The sequence below is a fragment of the Mycobacterium sp. genome, assembly GCF_036488105.1.
In the GTDB taxonomy this organism is placed as follows: domain Bacteria; phylum Actinomycetota; class Actinomycetes; order Mycobacteriales; family Mycobacteriaceae; genus Mycobacterium.
This window is the reverse complement of sequence record NZ_DASXHW010000172.1, coordinates 1-15991: the sequence shown is the minus strand read 5'-3', so window position 1 is coordinate 15991 and position 15991 is coordinate 1. Positions and strand designations below refer to the sequence as shown.

At 64.9% G+C, this 15991-nt stretch carries 15 protein-coding genes; 9 read left to right on the top strand and 6 right to left on the bottom strand.

What is annotated here, in order from left to right; genetic code table 11:
- From VGH54_RS09075 to ppc, 7 genes are all read left to right on the top strand, one after another.
- Positions 1-505: DUF3556 domain-containing protein (locus tag VGH54_RS09075; RefSeq protein WP_331511619.1), on the top strand; the 505-nt coding region annotated here is incomplete at its 5' end.
- A 99-nt stretch (positions 506-604) separates the two neighbouring features.
- Positions 605-1627, top strand: a complete 1023-nt coding sequence (gene gap, locus VGH54_RS09070; protein WP_331511618.1) for a type I glyceraldehyde-3-phosphate dehydrogenase — start codon at positions 605-607, stop codon at positions 1625-1627.
- 2 nt (positions 1628-1629) lie between these two features.
- A complete protein-coding gene (locus VGH54_RS09065) occupies positions 1630-2841 on the top strand; it encodes a phosphoglycerate kinase (protein WP_331511617.1) in 1212 nt (403 codons plus the stop codon).
- 13 nt (positions 2842-2854) lie between these two features.
- The gene (gene tpiA, locus VGH54_RS09060) at positions 2855-3640 is read left to right on the top strand and encodes a triose-phosphate isomerase (RefSeq protein WP_331511616.1); all 786 of its coding nucleotides are present in this window, start codon (positions 2855-2857) and stop codon (positions 3638-3640) included.
- Between the two features lie 125 nt (positions 3641-3765).
- The gene (locus VGH54_RS09055) at positions 3766-4962 is read left to right on the top strand and encodes a PecA family PE domain-processing aspartic protease (protein ID WP_331511615.1); all 1197 of its coding nucleotides are present in this window, start codon (positions 3766-3768) and stop codon (positions 4960-4962) included.
- A 44-nt stretch (positions 4963-5006) separates the two neighbouring features.
- Positions 5007-5243, top strand: a complete 237-nt coding sequence (gene secG / locus VGH54_RS09050; protein ID WP_331511614.1) for a preprotein translocase subunit SecG — start codon at positions 5007-5009, stop codon at positions 5241-5243.
- A gap of 45 nt (positions 5244-5288) precedes the next feature.
- Positions 5289-8081 (top strand): phosphoenolpyruvate carboxylase, encoded by a 2793-nt coding sequence (gene ppc, locus VGH54_RS09045; RefSeq protein ID WP_331511613.1) that lies wholly within the window; start codon positions 5289-5291, stop codon positions 8079-8081.
- A gap of 300 nt (positions 8082-8381) precedes the next feature.
- Here the strand turns inward: ppc and VGH54_RS09040 are convergent, their stop codons facing one another.
- Positions 8382-8771 (bottom strand): ATPase, encoded by a 390-nt coding sequence (locus VGH54_RS09040; protein ID WP_331511612.1) that lies wholly within the window; start codon positions 8769-8771, stop codon positions 8382-8384.
- 55 nt (positions 8772-8826) lie between these two features.
- Between VGH54_RS09040 and VGH54_RS09035 the strand changes: the two genes are divergently transcribed.
- Positions 8827-8958, top strand: coding sequence for a hypothetical protein (locus tag VGH54_RS09035; RefSeq protein ID WP_331511611.1), 132 nt, complete (start codon positions 8827-8829; stop codon positions 8956-8958).
- Here VGH54_RS09035 and pgl read toward each other — a convergent pair.
- The 5 genes from pgl to tkt are packed head-to-tail and all read right to left on the bottom strand — an operon-like array spanning position 8955 to position 15374.
- The gene (gene pgl, locus VGH54_RS09030; RefSeq protein ID WP_331511610.1) at positions 8955-9698 is read right to left on the bottom strand and encodes a 6-phosphogluconolactonase; all 744 of its coding nucleotides are present in this window, start codon (positions 9696-9698) and stop codon (positions 8955-8957) included. The two genes, VGH54_RS09035 and pgl, sit on opposite strands and share 4 nt — an antisense overlap.
- Positions 9695-10606 carry a glucose-6-phosphate dehydrogenase assembly protein OpcA gene (gene opcA, locus VGH54_RS09025; RefSeq protein WP_331511609.1) on the bottom strand — a complete coding sequence of 304 codons (912 nt, stop codon included), beginning with the start codon at positions 10604-10606 and terminating at the stop codon, positions 9695-9697. The genes pgl and opcA overlap by 4 nt, the downstream gene beginning before the upstream one ends.
- Positions 10603-12153 (bottom strand): glucose-6-phosphate dehydrogenase, encoded by a 1551-nt coding sequence (gene zwf, locus VGH54_RS09020; protein ID WP_331511608.1) that lies wholly within the window; start codon positions 12151-12153, stop codon positions 10603-10605. Before zwf ends, opcA begins: the two co-directional genes overlap by 4 nt.
- The gene (gene tal / locus VGH54_RS09015) at positions 12150-13268 is read right to left on the bottom strand and encodes a transaldolase (protein ID WP_331511607.1); all 1119 of its coding nucleotides are present in this window, start codon (positions 13266-13268) and stop codon (positions 12150-12152) included. Before tal ends, zwf begins: the two co-directional genes overlap by 4 nt.
- A gap of 15 nt (positions 13269-13283) precedes the next feature.
- Positions 13284-15374 (bottom strand): transketolase, encoded by a 2091-nt coding sequence (tkt, locus tag VGH54_RS09010; RefSeq protein ID WP_331511606.1) that lies wholly within the window; start codon positions 15372-15374, stop codon positions 13284-13286.
- Positions 15375-15612: 238 nt separating this feature from the next.
- Between tkt and VGH54_RS09005 the strand changes: the two genes are divergently transcribed.
- Positions 15613-15991, top strand: a 379-nt coding sequence (locus tag VGH54_RS09005) for a UbiA family prenyltransferase (protein WP_331511605.1), incomplete at its 3' end; no start/stop codon positions are given.

Below are 15991 nucleotides of genomic sequence, written 5' to 3'. Positions count from 1 at the left end.
TGTGTGGTGCTTCCGCGACGGCGTTGAGGACAAGGTCGATGCCGACGTCATCAAGAGCTCAGCGCTGACCGCCAAACAGATTGCCAAGCTCTACGACCCGGCCACCGCCGAGATCATCAGCGACAAAGCCCGAGCCTTCCGTTCCATGCACGTCCACGGCCGCGCGCTTAACGGACTACTGGCTCGTGCACTGGAGAATGAGGCGGACTACGTGCTACGGGAGGGTGAAACCGTTGCCGGGCCGCTGATCGGCTGGAACTTCGGCGAAGGCCACCTGCACAACGAGCAACTGGTGCAGGCGGTCCAGCGGCGCTGCCAGTTGGACGAGGGTGATCTGCGGGTGATCATCCTGGAAGGGCAACCGATCCAGACGAAAAAGCAGTGGTACCGCATTGTTGACGCGAAGACCGGGTTGATCGAGGAAGGCTACGTTTCCGTCGACGACATGCTGGCCCGTCAGCCGTGGCCCGAACCCGAGGACCAGTTACCCGTCCACCCGGTATGAGCAGGGGTACCGGCGTGACCCAAACCACCGGATTCGCTCCGCATTGTCGCAGCTACTAGGCTGGCGGCGAGTATTTCGTCAGCCGAGAAGGAGATACACGTGACGGTCCGGGTAGGCATCAACGGCTTCGGCCGAATCGGACGCAACTTCTACCGGGCCTTGCTGGAGCAGCAGGCCGCGGGCGCCGACACCGAGATCGAGTTGGTCGCGGCAAACGACCTGACCGACAACGCGACATTGGCGCATCTGCTGAAGTTCGACTCGATCCTGGGCCGGCTGCCCTATGACGTCAGCCTCGAGGGCGAGGACACCATCGTCGTGGGCAACGCCAAGATCAAGGCGCTGGAGGTCAAGGAAGGGCCGGCCGCGTTGCCCTGGGGTGACCTCGGCGTCGACGTCGTCGTCGAGTCCACCGGCATTTTCACCAATGCCGCCAAGGCCAAGGGCCACCTGGACGCCGGAGCCAAGAAGGTGATCATCTCCGCGCCGGCGACCGACGAGGACATCACCATCGTGCTGGGCGTCAACGACGACAAGTACGACGGCAGCCAGAACATCATCTCCAACGCGTCGTGCACCACGAACTGCCTTGGGCCGATTGCCAAAGTGCTCAACGACGAGTTCGGCATCGTCAAGGGCCTGATGACCACGATCCACGCCTACACCCAGGACCAGAACCTGCAGGACGGTCCGCACAAGGATCTGCGACGGGCCCGGGCCGCGGCGCTGAACATCGTGCCGACCTCTACCGGTGCGGCCAAGGCAATCGGCCTGGTACTGCCCGAGCTCAAGGGCAAGCTGGACGGATACGCCCTGCGGGTCCCGATTCCGACCGGCTCGGTCACCGACTTGACCGCCGAGTTGTCTAAGTCGGCCACTGCGGAGCAGATCAACGCCGCGATGAAGGCTGCCGCCGACGGGCCGATGAAGGGCATCCTCAAGTACTACGACGCCCCGATCGTCTCCAGCGACATCGTCACCGACCCGCACAGCTCGATCTTCGACTCGGGCCTGACCAAGGTGATCGACAACCAGGCCAAGGTGGTGTCCTGGTACGACAACGAGTGGGGCTACTCCAACCGCCTCGTTGATTTGGTCGCGCTGGTCGGCAAGTCGCTGTAGTCGTGTCTATCCCTACCCTGGACGACCTTCTCGCGCAGGGCGTTTCGGGTCGAGGCGTGCTGGTTCGATCCGATCTGAACGTGCCGCTTAACGACGGTGTCATCACCGATCCCGGCCGTATCACCGCGTCGGTGCCCACGATCAAGGCGCTGGCGGACGGCGGCGCCAAAGTGGTCGTCACCGCCCACCTGGGACGCCCCGCCGGCGAACCCGATCTGAAGCTGTCGCTGGCCCCGGTTGCCGCGGCGCTGGGTGACCAGCTGGGCAAGGACGTGCAGTTGGCCGACGACGTCGTGGGCGCTGACGCGCGGGCTCATGCCGGGCACCTGGCCGACGGGGACGTTCTGCTGCTGGAAAACGTCCGTTTCGACCCGCGGGAAACCAGCAAGGACGACGGGGAGCGGCTGGCGCTGGCCAAAGAGCTTGCTGAATTGGTCGGGCCGACAGGTGCTTTCGTCTCCGACGGGTTCGGGGTGGTGCACCGCAAGCAGGCGTCGGTCTATGACGTCGCGACGCTGCTGCCTCACTACGCGGGCAAGCTGGTCGCCGAAGAGGTCGGCGTGCTCGAGCGGCTGACCGGTTCGACGAAGCGGCCCTACGCGGTCATCCTCGGCGGATCTAAAGTCTCCGACAAGCTCGGTGTAATCGAGCAACTGGCCACCAAAGCCGACAGCATCGTGATCGGCGGCGGCATGTGCTACACGTTCCTCGCCGCAATGGGCCTTTCTGTGGGCACGTCGCTGCTGCAGACCGAGATGATCGACACCTGCCGGCAACTACTCGACACCTACGCCGACGTCATCCGGCTCCCGGTCGACATCGTGGTGGCCGACAAGTTCGCCGCCGATTCGCCGTCGAAAGTTGTTGCTGCCGATGCAATTCCGGAAGACAAGATGGGCTTGGACATCGGACCGGGGTCGGTAATCCGGTTCACCAAACTGCTGGGCAACGCGGAGACCATCTTCTGGAACGGCCCGATGGGGGTCTTCGAGTTCCCGGCATTCGCCGCGGGCACCAAGGGCGTGGCCGAAGTGATCGCTGCCGCGACCGCGAAGGGCGCCTTCAGCGTGGTGGGTGGCGGCGACTCGGCTGCCGCGGTGCGGGCGCTGGGCCTGCCCGACGACGGCTTCTCCCACATTTCCACGGGCGGCGGGGCATCGCTGGAATACCTTGAAGGCAAGACGCTGCCCGGCCTCGAAGTGTTGAGTACTTGAGCGAAGGACGACGATGAGCCGCAAGCCGCTGATAGCCGGCAACTGGAAGATGAACCTCAACCACTTCGAAGCGATCGCGCTGGTGCAGAAGATCGCGTTCTCGCTACCGGACAAATACTTCGACAAGGTCGATGTCGCGGTGATTCCGCCGTTCACCGACCTACGCAGCGTGCAGACCCTGGTCGACGGCGACAAGCTGCGGCTCACCTACGGCGCGCAGGACCTGTCGCAGCACGACTCCGGTGCCTACACCGGCGAGATCAGTGGGGCTTTCCTGGCCAAGCTGGGTTGCCGCTTCGCCGTGGTCGGTCACTCCGAGCGGCGCACCTACCACGACGAGGACGACGCGCTGGTGGCCGCGAAAGCCGCTGCGGCGCTCAAGCACGAGCTGACGCCGATCGTGTGCATCGGCGAACACCTAGAAGCCCGCGAGGCCGGCGAGCACGTCAGCCACTGCCAGAACCAGCTGCGCGGGTCGCTGGCTGGATTGTCGGCCGAGCAGATCGGCCAGACCGTCATCGCCTACGAGCCCGTGTGGGCGATCGGTACCGGGCGGGTGGCCAGCGCCGCCGACGCACAAGAGGTGTGCGCGGCGATCCGCAAGGAGCTGGGCTCGCTGGCGTCGCCGCAGATCGCCGACACCGTCCGGGTGCTCTACGGCGGCTCGGTGAATGCCAAGAACATCGGCGACATCGTCGCGCAGGAAGATGTCGATGGCGCCTTGGTCGGTGGCGCGTCGCTGGACGGCGAACAGTTCGCGACGCTGTCCGCGATCGCGGCCGGCGGCCCGCTGCCGTAGAAAACGGCGCGTACCGGTTGCGGGCACGGTGGGGTCGCGTTTAGCTTAAGGCAACCTGAAAGAAACACAGGACCGTTAAGGTCCGCTGGTTAGGCAACTCCACCTACACGCCCTTGGGGGATTGAATGGCTGGTCGCGACGGTAAGCAGGCACGCAGCGCCAATGTAGGTCGCCGTCTGCTGGTCGGGATGGGCGCAAGTGCCGGCGTATTTCTCGCCGCGGCAGCGATGGCGACCGGCTCGGCCGCGCCTGCGAAGGCCGACTTCGACGCTCTTATCGACCCGATCATCCAGCCGATTCTGACGTCGCTGACCGACTCGCTTAGCGCCTTTGACCCGGCTGCCGCGCTCGACCTGACCAGCTGGAGCGACAGCTTCCTCGCCAGCCTGAACTCGATCGACCTGGCGTTGCCGTCGGCCGCAGAGCCTGCGGCGGCCGTCGCAGCGGCGTCCGACCCGACCACGGGTACTTACGATATCCCGCTGACGGTCTTGGGGAGTCCTGCGACTGAGCCGGCCGTCAACGCCTCCATCGACGGCGGCAGCTCAGTGCCGCTGCTGGTCGACACCGGGTCCAGCGGTCTTGTCGTCCCCTACACCGACTTCGGATCGAACTTTTTCACCCAGCTTGAGGCCATCTACGCGCTGGGGACTCCCACGGGCATCAGTGAGAGCGGCTATAGCGGCGGGGTCGACTACCTCTACCTGACCTACAACAACGTCCCGGTCGATTACTTGGGCGGCACCGGCCTCAACACTGATGGACCCGTCGACGTCGAGGTTTACTCGTGGGACCCGAGCAACTTCGGGAGCCTTTTCACTAACGATGCCTTCCAGAGCTTCCTCACCAGTAACAGCGTCAATGGCATCCTGGGGATCGGAGAAAACACCGCTGGTCCGACCACCAGCCCGTTTGAGAGCTTCGGCGGCGTGACCGTCAATGTCCCGGGGAACGAGCTGATCGTCGGTTCCACCGACCCGATAACGGGCGGAACCACGGTTTCCGGTGCGCCGATCAGTAGCTTGTACGAAACCGTAACGAACAGCGGCGTAACGACTGGTAAATCGGTGTCCGACGATGTCGACTCCGGTGGTGTGTTCGGAACCATCCCGTCAAGCCTCTCTGCGGCACCGGGAACCGTTATCACGGTCTACACCAGCCAGGGCGGCACCGAGCTGTACCAGTACACCGTGGGAAGCGGCGAGGTGCCGACGTCGGTGAGTGGCACCTCGATCGACAGCGGTGTCGCGCCGTTCCTGAACCACGAGATCTACCTCGACTACGTCCACGACACACAGACCATCGGCCCGTACATCCCCTAGCGCCGGTCTGAACCGGCCGATCGCAGGCCGGTAAGGTATGGGCCATGGAATTGGCTCTGCAGATCACCCTGGTGGCCACCAGCATCCTGACAGTGCTGCTGGTGCTGTTGCACCGCGCCAAGGGTGGCGGTCTGTCGACCCTGTTCGGCGGCGGTGTGCAGTCCAGCCTGTCCGGGTCGACCGTGGTGGAAAAGAACCTTGACCGGCTGACGTTGTTCGTCGTCGGCATCTGGCTGGTCGCCATCGTCGCTGTGGCGCTGCGGATCAAATACAACGCCTGAGCCCACGAAAGGCGAAGACGGCCAACCGCCCCGATACTGGTAGGTATGGCTGAAGCACCCGACTCGCTCGAGCCCTTCGGCGCGGTACAACGCACCCGTATAGGCCGCGAGGCCACCGAGCCAATGCGCGACGACATTCGGCTGCTCGGCACCATCCTCGGCGACACCGTCCGCGAGCAGAACGGCGACGAGGTCTTCGATTTGGTCGAGCGGGCCCGGATCGCGTCCTTCCGGGTGCGTCGTTCGGAGATCGAGCGCGCCGAGGTGGCGCAGATGTTCGACGGCATCGAGATCCACCGAGCGATCCCGGTGATCCGCGCGTTCAGTCACTTCGCGTTGTTGGCCAACGTCGCCGAGGACATCCACCGGGAACGCCGCCGGGCCATCCACGTCAAAGCCGGCGATCCGCCGCAGGACAGCACCCTGGCCGCCACCTATCAAAAGCTCGACTCCGCGCATCTCGACGCCGCGACCGTCGCGGAGTCACTCGCCGGCGCGCTGGTCTCTCCGGTCATCACCGCCCATCCGACCGAGACCCGTCGCCGCACCGTGTTCGACGCCCAGCACCACATCACCCAGCTGATGCGGCTGCACGCGCACGGCGTCACCGAAACCGACGACGGCGGCAACATCGACACCGAGTTGCGCCGCCAAGTGCTCACGCTGTGGCAGACCGCGCTGGTTCGGCTGTCGCGCCTGCAGATCTCGGACGAGATCGCGGTCGGCTTGCGGTATTACCAGGCAGCGTTTTTCGACGTCGTGCCGAAAGTCAACGCCGAAGTCCGCGATGCCCTGCGTCGCCGGTGGCCCGACGCCGACCTGCTCACCGAACCCATCCTGCGACCGGGGTCGTGGATCGGCGGCGACCGTGACGGCAACCCGAACGTCACCGCCGACGTCGTGCGACTGGCCACCGGCAGCGCGGCCTACACCGCGTTGGGTCGCTACGCCGCCGAGCTGAGCGCGCTGCAACAAGAGCTGTCGATGTCGGCACGACTCGTCGCTGTCACCGACGACCTGGCTGCGCTGGCTGAAGCCTGCGACGAGCCCGCCCGTGGAGATGAGCCGTACCGCCGCGCCCTGCGCGTCATCCACGGCCGGCTGACCGCCACCGCGGCGCACATCCTTGACCAACAGCCGGATGACCTGCTCGACCTGGGCTTGGCGCCGTATTCAACGCCGGGGGAGATGCTGGCCGACCTCAACACCGTCGACGCCTCACTGCGCGCCAACGGCAGCGCGTTGCTGGCCGACGACCGGCTGGCCCGGCTGCGGGAAGCCCTGCACGTCTTCGGTTTTCACCTGTCCGGTCTGGACATGCGGCAGAACTCCGACGTCCATGAAGAAGTGGTCGCCGAATTGCTGGCTTGGGCCGGCGTGCATCCCGACTACTGTTCGCTGAGCGAAGACGAACGGGTCAACCTCCTGGCCGACGAGCTGAGCACCCGACGGCCGCTGGTCGGCGACCGCGAACAACTGTCGGAATTGGCCCGCAAAGAACTCGCAATCATCACCGCTGCCGCACGCGCTGTCGCCATCTACGGTCCACCCGCGGTACCCAACTACATCATCTCGATGTGTCGCTCGGTCTCCGATCTCCTGGAGGCCGGGATCCTGCTGAAGGAATGCGGGCTGCTCGACGCCTCCGGTGGCGAGCCGTACTGCCCGGTGGGCATCGTCCCGCTTTTCGAGACGATCGACGACCTCCGCCGTGGCGCATCGATTCTCGAAGCGGCACTTGACCTTCCCGTCTACCAGAGCATCGTGCGCGCCCGCGGCGACAGCCAAGAGATCATGCTCGGCTACTCCGACTCCAACAAGGACGGCGGCTACCTGGCCGCCAACTGGGCGCTATACCGGGCCGAACTCGACCTCGTCGAATCGGCACGCAAAACCGGAATTCGGTTGCGGCTCTTCCACGGCCGCGGTGGCACGGTCGGCCGAGGTGGGGGGCCAAGCTATCAAGCCATCCTCGCCCAACCGCCGGGAGCGGTGAACGGATCGCTGCGGCTGACCGAACAAGGGGAAGTGATCGCCGCCAAATACGCCGAGCCGCAGATGGCTCAGCGCAACCTGGAGACCTTGCTGGCGGCCACTCTGGAGTCGACCCTGCTCGATGTCGAAGGGCTCGGCGACGCCGCCGAGCCGGCCTATGAAATTCTTGATGAGCTGGCCGACCGTGCGCAGCGCGCCTACTCCGAATTGGTGCACGACACCGAAGGTTTCGTCGATTACTTCCTGCAGTCCACCCCGGTCAGCGAGATCGGTTCGCTCAATGTCGGCAGTCGGCCCGCGTCGCGCAAACCGACGTCGTCGATCGCCGACCTGCGGGCGATTCCGTGGGTGATGGCGTGGAGCCAGTCACGGGTGATGCTGCCCGGTTGGTACGGGACCGGCTCGGCTATCGAGGGCTGGATCGCCGGCGACGACGGACGCCTGGAAAAATTGCGTGACCTGTATCAGCGGTGGCCGTTCTTCCAGACCGTGCTGTCGAACATGGCGCAGGTGCTCGCGAAAACCGATCTGGGCCTGGCCGCTCGCTATGCCGAATTGGTCGAAGACACCTCGTTGCGGCGGCGGGTGTTCGACAAGATCGCTGCCGAGCACCAGCGAAGCATCAACGCGCACAAGCTGATCACCGGCCAGGACAATTTGCTCGCCGACAACCCGGCGCTGGCCCGGTCGGTATTCAATCGTTTCCCGTATCTGGAGCCGTTGAACCACCTGCAGGTCGAGCTGTTGCGGCGATACCGCTCCGGCGACGACGACGAGCTGGTACAGCGCGGAATCCTGTTGACGATGAACGGGTTGGCTAGCGCATTGCGCAACAGCGGTTAGGCGTGACAAGCCTCAGAAGTCTCACCACACCCTTTAGTCGCTGACTGAAGGACTAGTTGCTTCGGTGATTCAAGGCGTATGTGATATCAGCGCGGGCGATATCACATACGCCTTCGTTTCCACAGCCATGTGTATACGGAGTTCCTGGTGCACAGGTGGCTGATGTGACGTCAGCGGCGGGCGTAATTGAGGCTACAGGGCCCGTCGGCCCGCGCCACGCCGCCGATTTGAGCCGGAACAGGTCGTGGGTGCGTCGTCCAACCCGGTGTCATCCGGTAGGCGTTCGGGATGCGGCACGGTCTAGCGGGTACCGCGATTGCGTAAGGCGTTGAATGCGTTGCGGACTGCGTGTTCGGTGACCGACAGCGGCGACATCACGGTCTCCCCGACGCCGACCATGTAGTCGATGCGTTCGACAATCGCCTCGACCGGCGCCACCAGCGTCACCAGTCGCCTCATCAGGTCGTCAATCCTGCCGAGGGTGGCCTCGAAGTGGTCAAGCCCGTCGTCGAGGCGGCCGATCGCGCTGTTCAAATTCGACAGCGAGGTGTTCAAGTCGCCCAATGTGTCGCCGAGGCCGCCCAGCACGTCTTCCAGCTGGTTGACGGTGACGTCGGCGTTCATCGCCGCCTGAGTGAGCGTCTTGATCCGCTGCCGCGCTGGGCGATCGCCGGCGCTTTTATCTGCCATGCCGCCATTATGGCGCTCGCGGGAACCCGTGGAACCGGATACCCATCTGATGGGTATGCATCGACGAGACCGTGACCACTACTGCGCCGCGGCGATCAGGCGCGCGGCGTTGCCCAGCACCATCCAACAGCTACAGGACTACCGGCGCGGTTACGCCGACGCGCAGGCGCAGCGGCGGCCGGGCTAAGAGGGCAACTCGCTGGCGGCCCCGGTGTCGAGGAACCAGACCGTGTGCTCACGACCGATGGCGCCGGCCGCCGGTACCGACACCGGGTCGGCGCCACCGACGGCGGCGGCGACCGCTTCGGCTTTCTCGGCGCCGGACACCAACAGCCATACCTCGCGGGACCGCTGGATCGCGGGGAGCGTCAACGAAATTCGTAGCGGTGGGGGCTTGGGCGAATCCTCGACATCGACCACCATCCGGTTTGTCTCGCGTACCGCGGGAGTGTCCGGGAACAGCGAATTGATGTGTCCTTCCGGCCCGACGCCGAGCAGGTGAACGTCGAAATTCGGTGCGGGGTCGCCCGGTTCGGCATTCGCGGCGAGGAGCTGCTCGTAGGCCAGCGCGGCGGCGGCGAGGTCGGTGCCGAATTCCCCGTCAGCGGCCGGCATGGCGTGCACGTTGCGCGCCGGAATGTCGATGTGATCCAGCAATTCCGCGCGGGCCTGCTTCTCGTTGCGCTCGTCGTCGTCTTCGGTGACGTATCGATCGTCGCCCCAGAACAGATGCACCTTGGTCCAGTCGATCCGCGTGGATTCTGCGGCGAGGAAACGCATCAGCCGGTTGCCGTTGCTGCCTCCGGTCAGCACGACGAGGGCCCGCCCGCGCGCGGCGATGGCAGCGTTGACGACGTCGATCAATCGCTCGCCCGCCGCAGCAACCAGTCCGTCGCTGTCGGTGAACGTTTCTACCGAGGTGCTCATGCGTACTCCACCCGATCGATGCCCTCTAAGGCTGAAAAATAGATGGTGTCGGCATCCAGTCGCCGAAGGTCTTCGGCCAGGCACTCAGGGACGTCTCGGCGTTGCAGCGGAACCAGCGCGTCGGGCTTGCCGCTGCGACTCAGCGTCGCGGTGACCCCCGTTTGTGGTCTGCTGAGCGTCACAGTCTCGGTGGGGCGCACCAGCTCGACTTTGAGTTCGCCGACGGCCCGGCGGACGGGTCCGTCGATGCGGCTGGCCAGCCAACCGGCGAGGACGTCGAGTGCGGGTTCGGTCTTGAGCCCGGAGACGACCGCCGAGGTGATCGGCTCGTGGGGCGGCTGATCGATCGCCGACGCGAGTAGCGCGCGCCAGTAGGTGATCCGGCTCCAGGCCAGATCGGTGTCGCCCGGGGTGTAACCGGCCAGCCTGCTTTTGATCGCGGCCAACGGGTCGGTGCAGTTGGTCGCGTCGGTGATACGTCGAATCGCTAACTGGCCCAGAGGATCCTGCGCAGGGACGGCCGGAGCGATGTCCGGCCACCACGCCACTACGGGGATATCCGGCAGCAGGAACGGTATGACGACGTTGCTGTGGTGTCCGGCCAGCGGACCCGACAGCCGAAGTACCACGACTTCGGAGGCGCCGGTGTCGCCACCGGCCCGCAGTTGGGCGTCCAGGCGTGCGTCGCTGGCATCGGCGTCGCCGGTCGTCACCACGATCACCCGGCTGGGGTGTTCATGGCTGGCAGCGTTGGCGGCGTCGATGGACTCTTCGAGCAGCGCCTCGCTGTCCGGGACGATCACCAAGGTCAGCACCCGGCCGAGGGTCACCGCGCCGGTCTTCTCGCGCAATTCGTTGAGCTTCTTGTTGATCTCGGTGGTGCTTGTGCCCGGCAATTCGACAATCACGGTCGCCGCCATTCCCGGCCGGTGCGGCGCAGCATCTCGAATGCTGATGCCGGACCCCAGGTGCCTGCTTCGTAGGGATCGGGTTGGCCGTGTTCGGCCCAGCAGTCGAGCGCCGGATCCAGTATCTCCCAAGCCAATTCGACTTCGGCGTTGACCGGAAACAGGGACGGCTCGCCGAGCAGCACGTCGAGGATCAGCCGCTCGTAGGCCTCGGGGGATTCCTCGGCGAACGCCGAACCATAGGAGAAGTCCATGTTGACGTCGCGAACTTCCATGCTGCCGGGCACCTTGGACCCGAATCGCAACGTGACACCCTCGTCGGGCTGTACGCGAATCACCAGGGCGTTGGCGCCCAACTCTTCGGTCATGGTCGCGTCGAACGGAAGATGAGGCGCCTTCTTGAACACCAACGCGATCTCGGTGACCCTGCGGCCCAACCGTTTTCCGGTCCGCAGATAGAATGGCACTCCGGCCCAGCGGCGGGTGTTCACATCCAAAGTGATGGCCGCGAACGTCTCGGTGGTCGAATCTTTGGAGAAGCCAGCCTCTTCGAGCAGTCCGACGACACGCTCGCCGCCCTGCCAGCCAGCGGTGTACTGGCCCCGGGAAGTGGTTTCGTCCAACGGCTCTGCCAGCTGAATGGACGACAGCACCTTGATCTTCTCGGTCTGCAGCTCGGCGGGGTTAAAAGTGATCGGCTCTTCCATCGCGGTCAATGCCAGCAGCTGCATCAGATGGTTTTGGATCACATCGCGTGCGGCGCCGATGCCATCGTAGTAGCCGCCGCGACCACCCAGGCCGATGTCTTCGGCCATGGTGATCTGGACGTGATCAACGTAGTGCGCGTTCCAGATCGGGTCGAACAGCTGATTGGCGAAGCGCAGCGCCAAGATGTTCTGCACCGTCTCCTTGCCCAGGTAGTGGTCGATGCGAAAGACCGAATTCTCGGGAAAGACGCTGTTGACCACTTGGTTGAGATCGCGGGCACTGTCCAGGTCGTGACCGAACGGCTTCTCGATGACAACCCGGCTCCAGCTGTCGTCGTGAGCTAGGGCCAACCCGGACTTGTTCAGCTGCTCGCAGACCGTCGGGAAACTCTTGGGCGGAATGGCGAAATAGAATGCGTGATTGCCGCCGATACCCCGCTCGGCATCGAGCTTGTCCAAGACCTCGGCCAGCCGCGCGAACGCGGCGTCGTCGTCGAATGTTCCTTCCACGAAACGGCATCCGTCGGCGAGCCGATCCCAGATCACCTGACGGAACGGCGTTCGGGAGTGCTCTTTGACGACCTGCTGTACTTCCTCGGCGAAGGCTGCGTCGTCCCAGTCGCGACGGGCGAACCCCACCAGAGCGAAGTTGGGCGGCAACAAACCGCGGTTGGCCAGGTCGTAGATGGCCGGGACCACCTTCCTGCGGGCGAGGTCGCCCGTCACACCGAAGATCACTACAGCACACGGTCCGGCGATTTTCGGCAGCCGCTTATCGCACTTGTCCCGCAACGGGTTTCGCCATTGCCCGGAGTCCGCCCGGGTTCCGGCTGGGCTCATTTGTCGGCTGAGTGGAGCTGCTTTTCGGTCTCGTCCAGCAGTTCTTTCCATGAGGCTTCGAACTTCTCGACGCCTTCGTTCTCCAGTACCAGGAATACATCGGTCAAGTCGATGCCGACGGCCTCGAGCTTGTCGAAGACTTCCTGAGCGGCTGACGCGGTCCCGGTGACGGTGTCGCCGGTGACGACGCCGTGGTCGGCGACCGCGTCAATGGTCGGCTCCGGCATGGTGTTCACGGTGTTCGGCGCAACCAGCTCGGTCACGTAAAGCGTGTCGGAGTAGTCCGGGTTCTTCACGCCGGTCGATGCCCATAGCGGCCGCTGTACCCGCGCGCCGTCGGCCTCGAGCGGTGCGAAACGATCGCCACCGACGAACACTTCCTGATATGCCGCATAAGCGAGGCGGGCGTTGGCAACGCCGGCCTGGCCGCGCAACGCCAGCGCGTCATCAGAGGCAATTTTCTCCAGGCGCTTGTCGATTTCAGTGTCGACCCGCGATACGAAAAATGATGCCACCGAATGAATCTTGGACAGGTCGTGTCCCGCCGCCTTAGCCGCTTCGAGCCCGGCCAGGTAAGCGTCCATCACCTCGCGGTGACGTTCGACCGAGAAGATCAGCGTGACGTTGACCGAAATACCCTCTGCCAGAGTCGATGTGATGGCAGGCAGTCCCTCCTTGGTGGCCGGGATCTTGATCAGAATATTGGGCCGGTCGACGATCTTCCACAACTCGATGGCCTGCGCGACGGTCTTGCCGGTGTCGTGCGCCAGCCGCGGGTCGACCTCGATCGACACTCGGCCGTCGACACCGTCGGAGGCCTCCCGCTGCGGCCGCAGCACGTCGGCTGCGTTACGGACGTCGTCGGTGGTCACCGTCCGGATGGTGGCGTCCACGTCGGCGCCGCGTTCGGCGAGTTCGGCGATCTGAGCGTCGTAGGCGTCGCCCTCGGCGAGCGCTTTCTGGAAAATCGACGGGTTGGTGGTGACACCGACGATGCACTTGGTGTCGATCAGCTCCTGCAGGTTGCCGGACTGCAAACGTTGCCGGGACAGGTCGTCGAGCCAGACCGATACGCCCGCGGCGCTCAGAGCGGCAAGGTTGGGATTCTGAGTCATCGGATTTCCCTTCGGTTAGTTGTCTAGTGTTCGTTCGGCGGCGTCGACGACGGCTTCCGGGGTGAACCCGAACTCGCGGAACAACGTCTTGGCATCAGCGGATTCCCCGTAGTGCTCGATCGAAACGATCTCGCCGGTGTCGCCGACCAGCTTGTGCCAGCACTGCGCGATGCCGGCCTCGACGGCGACCCGCGCCGACACCGACGGCGGCAGCACGCTGTTGCGGTATTCGTCGGACTGGGACTCGAACCATTCGACACAGGGCATCGACACCACACGGGCAACAATGTCCTTGGCCGCCAACAACTTCTGCGCTTCCACGGCCAGTTGAACCTCGGAACCGGTGGCGATCAACACCACGTCGGGCTCGTCGCCGCCGGGGTCGCCCAGGATGTATCCGCCCTTGGCCACGCCCTCATAGTCGGTGCCTTCGAGAATCGGCACACCCTGGCGGGTCAGGATGAGGCCCACCGGACCGCTGCCGTTGCCGCGGGCCAGGACGGTGCGCCACGCGTACGCGGTTTCGTTGGCGTCCGCGGGGCGGACCACCGACAATTTGGGGATGGCGCGCAGGGCCGCCAAGTGTTCGATCGGCTGGTGCGTCGGGCCGTCTTCGCCGAGCCCGATCGAGTCGTGCGTCCAGACGTAGATGGTGTCGATGTCCATCAGCGCCGCCAGTCGCACCGCCGCGCGCATGTAATCGGAGAACTGCAGGAAGGTTCCGCCGTAGGCGCGGGTCGGGCCGTGCAGCACGATGCCGGACAGGATAGAGCCCATCGCATGTTCGCGAATGCCGAAATGCAGGGTGCGGCCGTACCAGTCCGCCGTGTAATCCTTCGTCGAAATCGACGGCGGGCCAAAGGATTTCACGTTATCCATGGTGGTGTTGTTGCTGCCTGCCAGGTCGGCCGAACCGCCCCACAGCTCGGGCAGGTGCGGGCCCACCGCGTTCAGCACCTTGCCGGATGCGGCGCGGGTCGCCAGCTCCTTGTCGCCTGGTTCCCAGTGCGGTATGTCAGCGTCCCAGCCGTCCGGCAGCTTCTCGGCGGTCAACCGGTCCAGCAGTTTCTTGCGCTCGGGCTCACGCTTCGCCCACTCCTCGAAGTCAACGTTCCACTTCTCATGGGCTTCCTTGCCGCGCTGCACCAGCTCGCGGGTGTGGGCGATCACCTCGTCGCGGACCTCGAACTTCTTGTCCGGATCGAATCCGAGGATCTTCTTGACCGCCGCGACTTCTTCGTCGCCGAGCGCTGAGCCGTGTGCCTTGCCGGTGTTCATCAACTTCGGCGCCGGGTAGCCGATGATCGTCCGCACCGAGATGAACGACGGTTTGTCGGTGACCGCCTTGGCCTCGGCGATGGCCTCTTCGATGCCGACGACGTTCTCGCCGCCCTCGACGTGCTGCACGTGCCAGCCGTACGCCTCGTAGCGGGCGGCGGTGTCCTCGCACAACGCGATGTTGGTGTCGTCCTCGATCGAGATCTCGTTGTGGTCGTAGAACACGATGAGATTGCCCAACTGCTGCACGCCCGCCAGTGACGACGCCTCCGACGTCACGCCCTCTTCCATGTCACCATCCGAGGCGATCACGTAGATGTGGTGGTCGAACGGGCTGGTCCCGGGCGCGGCGTCCGGGTCGAACAGGCCGCGCTCGTAACGTGCCGCCATCGCGAAGCCGACCGCCGACGCCAGGCCCTGGCCCAACGGGCCGGTAGTGATCTCCACGCCCTTGGTGTGGCGGAACTCGGGGTGCCCGGGCGTCTTGGATCCCCAGGTCCGCAGTGACTCGATGTCGGAGAGTTCGAGGCCGAACCCGCCCAGATACAGCTGCAGGTAGAGGGTCAGGCTGCTGTGCCCACACGACAGCACGAACCGGTCGCGGCCCAGCCAGTGGGGATCGCTCGGGTCGTGCACCATCGCCCGCTGGAACAGCGTGTACGCCAGGGGCGCAAGGCTCATCGCCGTCCCGGGATGGCCATTGCCCACCTTCTGGACCGCGTCGGCGGCCAGCACTCGCACGGTGTCGACCGCAGCCGAATCGAGCTCGGTCCAGTCGTCGGGGTGGTGCGGTTGGGTCAGGGTCGAGATGTCTTCGAGCGTGGTCACTGAGTGGAGTCCTCGGGTCGGCAGAATGATCCTGCTCCCACCCTAATGCCGGAACGTTGCTGACGCGTTAGTGCGTATTTCGGGCCGCTGATTGTTCAGTCGCCGTCAACTGCGCGTTGCGTCTCGAACCTTGCCAATTGGCTGCGAATGGGTACTGCGGTGCATGCTGGGCAAGTCGTCCCGTCTACCATCGTGCGTAGTAGAAGCTGCGCGCTGCTGTGATCCGAGGAGTCCTTGCGTGAGCATTCGCGAGCGCGTTGCGCCGAGCCGAGTCAGCGGCACATTGCTGGCGTATTTGGCGCTGACCAAGCCGCGGGTCATCGAACTGTTGCTGGTCACCGCGATTCCGGCGATGTTGCTCGCCCACCGCGGCAGCGTGAACCCGTTGCTGATTCTCAATACGCTGGTCGGCGGAATGCTCGCTGCCGGCGGCGCGAACACGTTGAACTGTGTGGCCGACGCCGACATCGACAAGCTGATGAAGCGGACCGCGCGCCGTCCGCTGGCACGTGCCGCCGTGCCGACCAGAAACGCGCTGGTTTTCGGTTTGACGCTGAGCGTCGCCTCGTTTGCGTGGCTGTGGTGGACGACCAACCTGCTATCGGGCCTGCTGGCGG